This window comes from Asticcacaulis benevestitus DSM 16100 = ATCC BAA-896 (assembly GCF_000376105.1).
Taxonomy (GTDB): domain Bacteria; phylum Pseudomonadota; class Alphaproteobacteria; order Caulobacterales; family Caulobacteraceae; genus Asticcacaulis; species Asticcacaulis benevestitus.
The window spans coordinates 343,242-356,285 of record NZ_AQWM01000002.1; the positions used below are offsets into that span (position 1 = coordinate 343,242).

11 protein-coding genes are annotated in these 13,044 nt (G+C 59.7%); all 11 read right to left on the minus strand.

All coding sequences use genetic code 11. The annotated features are described in order from the left end of the window. Positions 1–90: 90 nt before the first annotated feature. Positions 91–3,207, minus strand: a complete 3,117-nt coding sequence (gene infB / locus B060_RS0105040; RefSeq protein WP_018080672.1) for a translation initiation factor IF-2 — start codon at positions 3,205–3,207, stop codon at positions 91–93. A 186-nt stretch (positions 3,208–3,393) separates the two neighbouring features. Then, a complete protein-coding gene (locus B060_RS0105045; RefSeq protein ID WP_018080673.1) occupies positions 3,394–4,119 on the minus strand; it encodes an RNA-binding protein in 726 nt (241 codons plus the stop codon). After that, positions 4,094–5,779: a transcription termination factor NusA gene (nusA, locus tag B060_RS0105050; RefSeq protein ID WP_018080674.1), complete on the minus strand. Its 1,686-nt coding sequence runs from the start codon at positions 5,777–5,779 to the stop codon at positions 4,094–4,096. Before nusA ends, B060_RS0105045 begins: the two co-directional genes overlap by 26 nt. Before the next feature lie 86 nt (positions 5,780–5,865). Continuing rightward, positions 5,866–6,483, minus strand: a complete 618-nt coding sequence (gene rimP / locus B060_RS0105055) for a ribosome maturation factor RimP (protein ID WP_026172608.1) — start codon at positions 6,481–6,483, stop codon at positions 5,866–5,868. Positions 6,484–6,619: 136 nt separating this feature from the next. Further along, on the minus strand, positions 6,620–7,225 hold the full coding sequence (locus B060_RS0105060; RefSeq protein WP_018080676.1) for a hypothetical protein: 606 nt from the start codon (positions 7,223–7,225) through the stop codon (positions 6,620–6,622). A 99-nt stretch (positions 7,226–7,324) separates the two neighbouring features. Continuing rightward, positions 7,325–8,014 (minus strand): tRNA (guanosine(46)-N7)-methyltransferase TrmB, encoded by a 690-nt coding sequence (trmB, locus tag B060_RS0105065; RefSeq protein WP_018080677.1) that lies wholly within the window; start codon positions 8,012–8,014, stop codon positions 7,325–7,327. 82 nt (positions 8,015–8,096) lie between these two features. Beyond that, positions 8,097–9,269, minus strand: a complete 1,173-nt coding sequence (gene metK, locus B060_RS0105070; RefSeq protein ID WP_018080678.1) for a methionine adenosyltransferase — start codon at positions 9,267–9,269, stop codon at positions 8,097–8,099. Between the two features lie 206 nt (positions 9,270–9,475). Continuing rightward, a complete protein-coding gene (locus B060_RS0105075; protein ID WP_018080679.1) occupies positions 9,476–9,895 on the minus strand; it encodes a helix-turn-helix domain-containing protein in 420 nt (139 codons plus the stop codon). 103 nt (positions 9,896–9,998) lie between these two features. Beyond that, positions 9,999–11,654 (minus strand): apolipoprotein N-acyltransferase, encoded by a 1,656-nt coding sequence (gene lnt / locus B060_RS0105080; protein ID WP_018080680.1) that lies wholly within the window; start codon positions 11,652–11,654, stop codon positions 9,999–10,001. Continuing rightward, positions 11,647–12,552 (minus strand): hemolysin family protein, encoded by a 906-nt coding sequence (locus B060_RS0105085; protein ID WP_018080681.1) that lies wholly within the window; start codon positions 12,550–12,552, stop codon positions 11,647–11,649. Before B060_RS0105085 ends, lnt begins: the two co-directional genes overlap by 8 nt. Continuing rightward, a complete protein-coding gene (ybeY, locus tag B060_RS0105090; RefSeq protein WP_018080682.1) occupies positions 12,545–13,021 on the minus strand; it encodes an rRNA maturation RNase YbeY in 477 nt (158 codons plus the stop codon). Before ybeY ends, B060_RS0105085 begins: the two co-directional genes overlap by 8 nt. Positions 13,022–13,044: the final 23 nt, after the last annotated feature.

The following is a 13,044-nucleotide window of genomic DNA, read 5'->3' on the forward strand; positions in this document are numbered from 1 at the left end:
CACACCCCGTAACACTCTCAGAAGCTCAAGCGAACTCAAACCCCAAAAAGCATTTGACCCGCACGAGGCGGGCCAAAGACTTTTTGAAGATTAAAGTGTGCGTTTGATTTCCTCGACCGTGAAGCACTCGATGAAATCGCCCTTCTTGAGATCGTGGAAGCCGTTGAAGGCCATACCGCATTCCTGCGACACCTGCACCTCGTTGACTTCGTCCTTGAAGCGCTTGAGCGTCGACAGAAGACCCATTTCCTGAATGACCACATCGTCGCGGATGATCCGGATGCGCGCACCCTTCTGCATCTTGCCTTCCTTGACGATACAACCGGCCACCTTGCCGATCTTCGAGATATCGAAGACTTCGAGGATTTCGGCGTTACCGAGGAAGGTTTCGCGCTGGATCGGCGCCAGCATGCCAGACAGCACGCCCTTGATGTCGTCGATCAGATCATAAATGATGGCGTAGTAGCGGATCTCGACACCTTCACGCTCGGCCAGGTCACGCGCCTGCTTGGAAGCACGGACGTTGAAGCCGATGATCGGCGAACCGGAACCCTTGGCCAGTTGCACGTCGGATTCCGTTATGGCGCCGGCGGCCGAGTGAATGATGCGCGCACGCACTTCATCGGTGCCCAGTTTGTCCAGCGAACCGACAATGGCTTCGCCCGAACCCTGAACGTCCGACTTGATGATGAGCGGCAGTTCCTTGACCTTCTTGTCGGCCAGCTTGCTCATCATGTCGGTGAGCGAGACGGCGCCGACAGGAGCCAGCGTCTTTTCACGACGGACACGTTCGCGGTACTCGGTGATTTCACGGGCGCGGGCGTCGTTTTCGACCACGGCGAAAGCTTCACCCGGATCGGGCGCGCCGTCGAGACCGAGGATCTCCACCGGCTCCGAAGGACCAGCTTCGCTCAGTTGCTCGTTACGCTCGTTGATCAGGGCGCGGACGCGACCGAACGACGAACCGGCGACGACGATGTCGCCACGCTTGAGCGTGCCGCGCTTGACCAGAACGGTGGCCACAGGACCACGACCCTTGTCGAGCTTGGCTTCGATGACGATACCTTCGGCTGTGCGGTCCGGATTGGCGCGCAGATCGAGCACTTCGGATTGCAGCAGGATGGCTTCGATCAGGTTGTCGAGACCGACGCGGGTCTTGGCCGAAACCTCAACCACCTGCGTGTCGCCGCCGAGCGCTTCCACGACGATTTCGTGTTGCAGCAGCTCGTTGATGATGCGCTCAGGCTTGGCGCCCGGCTTGTCCATCTTGTTGATGGCCACGATGATCGGCGTATGGGCCGAACGGGCGTGGTTGATGGCTTCGATCGTCTGCGGCATGACGCCGTCATCCGCCGCCACCACCAGCACGACGATGTCCGTCACGTTGGCGCCACGGGCACGCATGGCCGAGAAGGCGGCGTGGCCCGGCGTATCGAGGAAGGTCACCTTTTCACCGGCTGGCAGGCGAACCTGATAGGCGCCGATGTGCTGGGTGATGCCGCCGGCTTCGCCAGACGCCACATCCGCCGAACGCAAGGCGTCAAGCAAGGACGTCTTGCCGTGGTCGACGTGACCCATGACGGCAACGACGGGCGGACGCGACACGGTGTCGTCCGAGTGGTCTTCGGCGTCGATGAAGCCTTCCAGAACGTCGGATTCCGACACGCGCTTGACGGTGTGACCAAATTCAGACGCCACCAGTTCGGCGGTATCGGTGTCGATCACGTCGTTGATCTTCAGCATCATGCCCTGACGCATCAGGAACTTGATGATATCGACGGCGCGCACGGCCATCCGGTTGGACAGTTCCTGCACGGTGATGATGTCAGGGATAATGACTTCGCGGGCCGTGCGGGCCTGCTCGGTCGTGTTGCCCTTGCGCTTTTCACGCTCACGTTCACGGGCGCGGCGGACCGAAGCCAGCGAGCGCATACGATCGGCGCTGCCCTCGTCGTCACCGACAACGGCTTGCAGGGTCAGGCGGCCTTCGCGGCGCTTGGGTTCGCCACGGGTCTGCGACACGGCCTTGGCGGCTGCGCCACCCTTGCCGCCACGCTTGCCGCGTGCGATTTCCTCGTCATCGATGGCCTTGCGTTGCTCGGGCGTCTTATTGACGGCACCGGTGGCGCCGCGCGTCGAGCGGATACGGTCGACTTCAGGCGCCGAAGGCGCATTGGCGGAAACGCCCTGGCCCGGACGCGGCGGACGCGGCGAGTTGACGTTGTAACGCACGGTTTCGCCACGATCGGCACGCGGGGGCGCATTCGGATCGCGCGGCGGGCGCGGTGCGTTCGGATCGCGCGGCGTGAACGGACGGTTCGGATCGCGCGGCGGACGCGGGGCGTTCGGGTCACGCGGGGTGAACGGACGATCGCCTTGCGGACGATCACCACGTGGCGCATCTGTGCGCTGGCCATCACGGGGTGGGTAAGGCGGGCGCGAGGTGTTCGGATCACGCGACGGATAAGGCGTGCGTTCGCCGGTTGGGCGCGCATCGCTGCGCTGGCCCTGATAACCACCCTGCGGACGGTCACCCTGAGGGCGATCGCCTTGCGGACGATCACCGCCCGGGCGTGCTTCAAAGCGCGGGGCGCGTTCGTTGCGGAAGGCGGGTTGTGCCGGTGCGGCCGGCTTGGGCGCTGGCGCTACGGGTTGCGGCGCCGAAGGCGTCACAGCCGGTGCAGGCGCGGCTTCGACACGCGCCTCAGCGGGAGCAGCCGTCGTAGGTTGCGGCGCTTGCGGCACAATGGTTGAGGCAGGCGTTGACGCTGGCGGCGGCGTCGGTGCGGCTTGCGCGGCAGCGGCGGCAGCCGCAGCGGTACGTGCAGCGGCAGCGCGAGCCTCGGCGGCCTTGCGTTCCTGTTCGGCGAGCGCGGCCTGCAGGGCGCGCTGACGGGCGTCCTGTTCTTCCTGACGCAGACCGCCGGCATTGCCGCCTTGCGGACGTTGCGACGACTGGGCCGGGCGCGGCGCCTGGGTCTGTTGCGGACGGTTTACCTCCGGCGCGGACGGACGGACGTGCTGGGGCTGACTGCCGGGAGCAGGCGCGCTGATGCGGCGCTTGGTTTCCACCACCACCGTCTTGGAGCGGCCATGGCTGAAGCTCTGCTTGACGGTGCCCGTCGAAACATTGCCGCCTACGCGCGGCTTCAGCGTGAGCGGTGCGCGCTCGCGTGGCTGGTCGTTATTCTTATCGTCGTCGCTCATCCGGCTGCTTACTAACCCTTATGAAATCCGACCAAAGTACCGGACTTCTGTTTCAAAAATATATCAGGGTTGTAACGTCTGACAAAGGCGTCAGCCGTCGCAACCCTATCGAGCGGAGATCGTCACCGTGGCCGTAACAGTCAAGGCAGAGGAACTAACACTCGTCGTCGTGCGCTAAAAAAGCGCCTATGGCTCCGGTCTCCGGCCCCAGCCTTGCGGCACCAGGGGCTCAAATCCCGACAGTCTTTTCATCTCTAAAGACCAACGCTGCACGCGCCGCCCCGACAGGAGTGCGACGTGTATGGCATTTTCTGTGCCTAAAGCCAAACTTAATTCGGCGTTACTAAAGCTTCCGCAAACGTTTGGCGAGGGGGTTTGCTGGCTGCCGGCGTATAAAATACGCTTGCGGCCGTCTTCCGAACCGTCCGAAGCTTCGATGATCCAGCCCGCCTTGCCCGATTTGACGGTGGCGAGCGCCTTTTCAAAGCCATTGACGATCCCGCCTTCACGACGCGCCAGACCGAGAAGATCAAGACAGCGGCGGCGTAACAGATCATGGACCAAAGGTATGGTTTGGGGGTCGGCCTTCACCTGACGCTTGGCCGCACGGCTGAATATGTTCTTTTTCAGCGCGATTTCAAGGGCGGCACGGCTCGATTCGATCCACATGCCGCGTCCTGGCAGCTTGTGGGCGATATCCGGCGTAAGCACGCCTTCCGGCGACACGACAAAGCGCAGCAGGCCATCGGTGGTGACGGTCTTGCCGGTGGCGATATCGCGGCGTTGCAGGATGCGGCCCTTGGCGTCTTCGCACAGGACCGCATCCTCCGCCTCTTGATCAGAGGCGGAGCCGGTATCGGAGTCGATGTGGGTTAGTGGCGCGAACTCATTGTTCGGTGGTGGCGTCTGCATCAGCTTCGCCCCCTTCCACTTCAAGATCGGTCACTTCAGCATCTGCGTCGGCTGCGAGATCGCCCTCTTCGTAGGCTTCCTCAACCTCTTCCACGACCGGGGCTTCGATCCAGCCGGCCGCGATACGGGCGTTGAGAATCAGGTTTTCAGCGTCCGGCACCGACAGGTTGAACGATTCCAGCGCGCCGGGGACGCGCACGCGCTCGCCGCCCTTTTGCTCGAAGCCGCCACGGATTTCGTCGGTCGCCAGATCGGCGAGGTCTTCGATCGTCTTGACGCCGGCGACGCCGAGCGCCACGGCGATCGGCATGGTCACGCCCTGGATATCGAGCACGCCGTCCTCAACGCCCAGCTCCTTGCGCTTGGCATCCTGTTCAGCGGTTTCGCGTTCCAGGAAGTCACGGGCGCGGGCCTGCAGTTCGGACGCGGTGTCTTCATCGAAGCCTTCGATGACGGCGATTTCGTTTTCATCAACGAAGGCCAGGTCCTCGATCGAGGTGAAGCCTTCGGTGACCAGCAGTTGCGCGATGACTTCGTCGACATCGAGCGCTTCCTGGAACAGGGCGGTGCGTTCGGCGAATTCCTTCTGGCGGCGCTCGGAGTCTTGCGACTCGGTGATGATATCGACCTGCCAGCCGGTCAGTTGCGAAGCGAGGCGAACGTTCTGGCCACGACGGCCGATGGCCAGCGACAGTTGTTCGTCAGGCACAACCACTTCGACGCGGTCTTCTTCTTCGTCGAGCACGACCTTCGACACTTCGGCCGGGGCCAGGGCGTTGACGATGAAGGTGGCCTCATCGGGCGACCACTGGATGATGTCGATCTTTTCGTTCTGCAGTTCGGCCACGACGGCCTGAACGCGCGAACCACGCATACCGACGCAGGCGCCGACCGGATCGATCGAGTTGTCATTCGACAGCACGGCCATTTTGGCGCGCGAACCCGGGTCGCGGGACACCGACTTGATTTCGATCACGCCGTCATAGATTTCCGGCACTTCCTGCGCGAACAGCTTGGCCATGAAGCCGCCGTGCGCTCTGGAGAGCATGATCTGCGGGCCCTTGGTTTCGCGTCGCACGTCATAGATATAGGCGCGGATGCGATCATTGACCTGAAAGGCTTCGCGCGGGATCGACTGATCGCGGCGCATAATGCCTTCGCCCTTGCCGAGATCGACAATGACATTGCCGTATTCGACGCGACGAACGGTGCCGTTGACGATATCGCCGACACGGTCCTTGAATTCTTCGTACTGATGCTCACGCTCGGCTTCACGCACCTTATGCGTGACGACCTGGCGGGCCATCTGGGTCTGGACGCGGCCCAGTTCGAACGGCGGCAGGATTTCGGAATATTCCTTGCCGGCGAAGGCTTCCTTGTCGTCCTTGAGCGCTTCGGTCAGCGACTTCTGGGCGTATTCGTTTTCCAGTTCCTCATCCGGCACCACGGTGACGTGGCGGGTGATGGTCATTTCACCGGACTTCGGATCGATGAAGACGCGGATGTCATGGTCGGCGCCGTAACGCGAACGGGCGGCCTTCTGGATCGCTTCCTCAATGGAGGCGATGACCACGGACTTGTCGATCGATTTTTCGCGCGCGACAGCCTCTGCAATTTGCAGCAGTTCCTGACGGTTGGCGCTGATACCGGTGAAGCTCATGTGAGTTCCTTATTTATCGTCGTTGGCCCACCGATTTGGTCGAAGATCAAATCGGCAATACAGTTTAAATTGCGAAGAAAATGAGCTTAGTCATTTTCATTTGCAGCGTCGTCTTCGAGGTCGTCTTCATCCTCGAAGTCGTCGTCATCAAAGTCTTCGTCTTCCAGATCATCTTCTTCACCACGCGCAGCCTTGGCCTCGGCGCCGCGTTTCAGAAGTTCGTCATTGAGGATCAGCTTGGCCTCAACCACCCAGTCGAATGGCATGAGGGCGGTTTCGGCCTCACCTTCCAGGTCGATGGCGATATGATCATCCTCGATACCGGCCAGAATGCCACGGAAACGCTTGCGGCCCTCGGCGAGACGGTCGAGTTCGATACGGGCCTCAAGACCTTCATAGGTCTCGAAATCCTTCAGGCGGGTCAGCGGACGGTCGATACCGGGCGACGACACCTCAAGCGTGAACTCACCGGGAATGGGATCGACTTCATCGATATAGGCGGAGATGGCGCGCGACAGGCGGGCGCACTGCGTCACATTGATATCGCCGTCGCTCTTGCGCTCGGCCATGATCTGGAGGAAGCGCGAACCGCCGGGATCACGTGAGCCTTGCAGGCGCACGCGGACGATATCGAGTTCCATCTCTTCAGCGAGCGGATCGAATACCTCAAGCAATTTGCGTTCTTCAGTGGTTTTGGCGCGCAATAGTTTGACTTCTTTAAGCAATAAAAAAGGCGGCAGGCTCTGATGGCCGCCGCCGTCGCCTTTCGGCAATCGGACATGTTGGTGAGCTATATAGGCCTGCCATTCCCGTTTGCCAAGCGGAATTTCATGAGCGCCCTCAAAGCGGCCGCAGGTGTTGGTAATCTTCGGGTATGACCACCGGATAGAGATGACCGGAATACATCATCAAAAGCAGGTAGGTCACGTAGCCGCCGATACCAACCGTGACGATCAGGAAGGCCCAGCCAATAGGCTTGTTGGACTTCTTGAAGATATCATAGAGAATGCAGCCCATATGGACGAACAGCGAGAAGACGCCGGCGCCATAGAAACCATAGGCGGCATAGGTATAGGGCGGGCTGAAACCGGCGGCGGCAAAGGTGAAATTGGTGTCGAGATTGAAAATGAGACGCGCCGCCGCGATCCAGCCGACATGGCCCAAAAGAAAGACAACCATGATCAGGCCTGACGCCGCCTGAAGCTGATGGATGACATCTTTCTTCTTGGTCCAGATTTCGATGATCAGCGGGACGCCGGTCAGGATCTGCACGAAGAAGGCCAACAGCACCGCCATTTCCACCACCGGATGACGGTAAACCAGACGTGCGGCCTCGATAAATTGTTGATGCGCGTCGATACCCAGCAAACCGACAAAATGATTGGCGAAGTGCAGGCATAGAAAGGCGAAGACAAAACCCGCCGAAACCTTATGCAACCGCTCCATACGTCATCCCCCACATGAACAGGGTTAACGATGTCTTACTTTTTGCGGCTTGGCTAGGGCCTACATCACGCAGTTGTGAAAAGGCGATGTCAGTTTATCTTAACGGCGGTAGAAATCGAGGAACACCGGCGCGCAATCGCCCAGTTTCTTGACCTCATAGCGCGTGGTGACGTGATCCGCGGGCGGATTGTTCCAATCGGCGGGCGATCCGGCACGCCAGTCGAGATCGGGATTTGCCAGAAAGCGTTCCAGCGCCCAGTCGGCGTAATCGGCCCAATCGGTGGCGAACCGTACCGAACCGCCGGGTTTCAGGGCGCGCGCAAAGGTGGCAACGGTTTCCGGCTGGATAAAGCGGCGTTTGTTATGGCGCGCCTTCGGCCACGGGTCGGCAAACAGGATAAAGATACGGCTCAGGGCAGTATCCGGCAATTTATCGAGCAGGGGACGTGCATCACCCGCCAGGATCAGCACGTTTTTCAGACCGCCGTCCTCGATATGGCGCAGCACCGAACCGACGCCATTCAGAAAGGGCTCACAGCCTATGAAGGTCACGTCAGGGTGCTTCAAAGCCTGCGCCGCCAGATGTTCGCCGCCGCCAAAGCCGATTTCCAGCCAGATGTCACGGCCAGACGCCAGGGCCAGGGCCACACGCTCATCCGTGGCCTCAATCTCCGGCAGCAGGGTATCAAACAAAGTGGCCTGCAAGGGCTTGAGCTTGCGCGACTTGATCCGGCCGAACGAGCGCATAGGGCCCCATTCGGTCGGCGGCGTGGTGGTGTCTTCGGACATGAAACTCAAAACGTAAAAGAGGGGATTATACGCGCCGTATAACCCCCTCGGTTCTATTTGCCAAAGCGAATTAGGCGTTCGCCTAGAATTCGGCCTTCAGGGCCTCGATCAGATCGGTGTTCTCCCAGGAGAAACCACCCTCGGCATCGGGCGTGCGGCCAAAGTGACCATAGGCCGTAGTGCGCTCGTAGATCGGCTTATTGAGGCCGAGATGCGTGCGGATCGACTTCGGTGTCAGGCCGCCGATGAGCTGCGGCAGAATCAGCTCCAGCTTTTCTTCATCGACCTGGCCGGTGCCGTGGGTATCAACATAGAAGGACAGGGGATGCGACACGCCGATGGCGTAGGAGACCTGAAGTGTGCACTTCTTCGCCAGACCAGCGGCCACGACATTCTTCGCCAGATAGCGCAGGGCATAGGCGGCCGAACGATCGACCTTGGTCGGGTCCTTGCCGGAGAAGGCGCCGCCGCCATGCGGGGCCGCGCCGCCGTAGGTGTCAACGATGATCTTGCGGCCGGTCAGGCCAGCGTCGCCGTCCGGGCCGCCAATGACGAAATTGCCGGTCGGGTTGACCAGCCACTCGGTCTCATCGGTCACCATGCCGGCGGGCAGGGCTTCGAGGGCGTAGGGTTTGATAATGGCTTCAACGTCCGAAGGCGTCAGGCCATCCTTATGCTGGTGCGATACCAGGATCTTGAGAATGCGCGACGGCTTGCCATTTTCATACTGGACGGTGACCTGGCTCTTGGCGTCCGGCTCGAGCGCGGTTTCGCCGGCGTGACGGGCGGCGGCCAGGCGCTTGAGGATGTTGTGCGACCATTGCAGCGGCGCCGAGGTCAGTTCCGCCGTTTCATCCGTGGCGTAACCGAACATGATGCCCTGATCGCCGGCACCTTCATCCTTGTTGTCGCTCGAATCGACGCCCTGCGCGATATCAGCCGACTGGGCGTGCAGGTGGCAGGCGTAATCGGCCATGGCCCAGTGGAAACCCTTTTGGGCGTAGCCGATATCCTTGACGGCGTGACGCACCTTGTCTTCCAGACCGGCGATGATTTCCTGGATCTGATCATCGCCGGCGCGGACTTCGCCGGCCAGAACGATGCGATTGGTCGTCACCAGGGTTTCACAGGCCACGCGCGCTTCGGGGTCACGGGCGAGAAAGGCATCGACCACGACGTCAGAAATACGATCAGCCACCTTATCAGGATGGCCTTCGGAGACGCTTTCGCTGGTGAAGATGTAGTTTGAGCGCATGGGCGTGAACTTCCTAAACAATTTGGCATAAGCATATAAAGATATGTTTATATGATCAAGAAGATTATAACCTTAAAGTTCGCCATATCTTATTAAGACCCGCGCGGCCGGCCAAAATTCGCCCAAAAGGGGAACGCAGGGCAGCAAAAAGCCCCACCTTCGAAAAAGCGGGGCTTTTGGTTTCAAACCAATAGGTCAGATCCGTTTTAAGCGTCGTCGTCTTCGGCGAGCGCGCGCACCAGTTCAAGAATGCGGCGGCGATGCTTGGCGTTCTTGATGCGCGGGAAGGCTTCGGCGAGTTCGATGCCCTCGGTGGTCATCAGGAAGCCGTGGACGAACTGCTCGGACTCGGATTCCGAAAAACCCTCAACCGCTTCGTTTTCGCCATAACCTTCAAAGAAATAGGCCACCGGCGCCTTGAGGGCACGGGAAATTTCATAAAGCTTGGAGGCGCTGATACGGTTGGAACCACGCTCATACTTCTGAACCTGCTGGAACGTCAGTTCGATTGTTTCAGCCAAACCTTCCTGGGACATGCCCAGGAACTTGCGGCGCATTCTGACGCGAGCACCCACATGCAAATCAACCGGATTGGGGCCGCGCTCCGCCTTAATAATATCGTCCAACTTCGCCTCTTACTTTTTTCAACCAGCGGCCCGTTAAGGGGCCAACTTATATTATACGATCCGGCATAGCGAAACTGTTCACAGCCCGCTACACTTTTCTGTGTTAATAGGGCTTAAATCGTCCCTTTTTTCGCAGAATAGCCATGTCGACTACCCAAACAATCAAGCAAAAAAGCGATATGAATATAACAATCAGGTTACGTTCTTGAGCGAAGTGGGTAGTGGTTACCGCACCCGGTAAAGTTACATCCATGTATCCAGCCTTACTCAGACCCAGGTCTGTACCTGAAACAGGGCGTCCAAGCGGATCAATAACAACAGAAATACCCGTAGGCGTTGATCTTACCATAGGTAAGCCCTCTTCGAGGGCGCGAAAACTGGCGAGATTAAGATGTTGAACGGGACCCGTTGTGGGCCCAAACCAGGCATCGTTGGAAATGTTAACGATCCATTTGGGCCGCATTGTGTCCTGAGTTTTATAGCGGGTCATGTCGAGGCTGGGGAAAATGCCCTCATAGCAAATCAGCGGCAAAACACGCGGAATATCGGGAAAGCTCTGCGGCTTCGTGCGCTCGCCCGGCGTGAAGCTTTCGTCGAAATGTGTCAGGGCCGATATGCCGATCTTGTTGGCGATATCCTGATAGGGCGTGAACTCGCCAAACGGCACCAGCTTGAACTTGTTATAAGCGCCGGTCACGCGCGTCTGGCCATCTTCACTGCGCAGAACCAGCATCGAATTGCGATAAACAAGATGGCCGGTGGTATCCAGTTCCTGCCGGCTGGTGCCGATCATGAGTGACTGCTTGTCGGCCAGCAGGCTGGTCATATAGGGCAGCATCCAGTTGTCCGGATCGGTCAGGGTTTCCCACATCATCGGCAGCGCGCCTTCAGGCCAGATGATCAGGTCAGGCGTCCGATGACCGGGCAAGGGCTTCGCCTTGCTCATGCGGACATAGGTCTCGAACAGATCGGCAAAGTTTGAGCGCGTCCACTTGGCTTCCTGGCTGAAAGCCGGCTGCACAAAGCGGATGGCATAGCCGGTATCTCTGACCTTCGTCGTCAGCAGACGCGTCTCGCCCACCGCAAAGCAGCCGATCAGGACGAGCCCGCCGAAAATAGCCGGCGCATACCCAGCCACGCCACGTCCGCGCCGCACAACACCGACGGCGGAAAAGGCCAGAACCGTGACGAAGCCAAGGCCATAGACCCCAACATAGGCCGCCATCTGCGACATGGCGCTGCCGGCCTTCCAGCTCGATCCCGCCGGATTCCACGGAAAGCCCGAAAGTACCGTGCCGCGCGTGATCTCAAACAGCGAAAACAGCGACGCGAAGAACAAAAAGCGCGTCCAGTTCTTCGGCCTCAGCCAAGTATAGAGCACAGCGAAAGCGCCCCAGAACAGGGCAATACCCGAAGGCAGCAAGGTGGCCGCGAAGGGCGCCATCCAGCCATAGGTCTTGGCATCGACCAGAAAGGCCTCCGCCACCCAGAAACACGAGACGAGGAAATAACAAAAGCCGGCCAGCCAGCCCATGAAGAAGGCGGTGCGCTTTGGCTTGAGGCCCAGATCACGTTCCAGGGCATAGAGCAAAAGGCCGTAGCCGAGCAGGCCGGGTAATAAGCCAAAAGGCGGTTGCGCCAGCGCGGCGAACAGCCCGGACAAGGCTGCCATCGCGCGCGGACGGCGGCTTAAGGCCTGGATCAGGCGCATCAGGCTGACGATATGGGGATGTTGCAGGACCGCCGATATCTTAGGCATGGGTCGTTTTAGCGGCAGGCCGAACATCCGTTGTCTCGCGATCCGCCTGATCGGGCGAACGGCGGTGCAGACGCAAGCGCTTGATGCGGCGGGCATCGGCATCGAGGACCTCGATATCGAAACCGGCGGCCGGATAGGGCACCACCTCACCACGCTGCGGCACGCGGCCGGCCAGCACAGTCACCAGACCGGCGAGCGTGTCGATTTCTTCCTCGGTATCTTCCGGATAGAGCGACAGGCCGAGCTTTTCTTCCAGCGTCACCAGTTCGACGCGGCCGTCGATCTCATATTGGCCATTGTTGAGCTCACGCATTTCCTCATCACCGGCCTCGTCATACTCGTCGTCGATATTGCCGACCACAGCCTCGATCAGGTCTTCCAGTGTCACCAGGCCATCGGTGCCGCCGAATTCATCGATCACCAGCGCCATGTGGATACGCTGCGCCTGCATGCGCAGCAACAGATCCGAGGTGGTCATGGACGATGGCACATAGAGCAGTTCGCGGCGCAGGCGGTGCAGCACCGGCTCGGCCCAGTTCGGCGCGGCACGGCCGGTTTCCGGCGACAGAAGCTTGAGGATATCCTTGATATGGACCACGCCGACCGGATCATCGAGGCCGTCGCGGTAGATCGGCAGGCGCGAATGTTCGCTCTCGACGCAGATGCGCACGACATCAGCCAGGGTGCTGGACAGTTCGATGGCGACGATATCGACCCGCGGCGTCATGACGTCGGCGACGCTTAAGGACTGAAACGCCCGCGCATGGTCGATCAGATTGGTGGCGGCCGGACTATCGTCCAGCTCGGCGGCGTCGCTTTCGGCCTTTTCCTGGGCTTTCGATTTGAAGCCGAACAGTGAAAACAGGGATTTCTTAGACGAGTCGTCTGGGTCAGCCATTGGCGTGATCGGGTCCGTAGGGATCGGCGACGTTAAGGGTCTTCAGAATGTCGCGTTCGAGGTTTTCCATCTCGTTCGCGTCTTCATCGTTCATATGATCATAGCCCAATAAATGCAAAGCGCCATGGATCGAGAGGTGCAAAACGTGATTTTTCAGCGTCTTTTGTTGTTCTTTGGCCTCACGCACGCAGGTTTCCAGACCTAGCGCCATGTCACCGAGGTGGGCAATGCCCGGCATCTTCGGCGCCGGGAAGCTCAGCACATTGGTTGGCGCGTCCTTCTGGCGGTATTCCTTGTTGAGGGCCTTCATCTCCTTGTCGTCGCACAACAGCACAACGATATCGACCTGATCGTTGAATTCGATCGCCTTGAAGACCGCCTGAATACCGGTTTCGACGACGATCTGGGCATCCGGCAAGACATCCAGCCAGCCGTCTTCCTCGATCTCGATGTCTATCAAAGGTTCCATCTTTTCGCTCACGCCAATCTCAC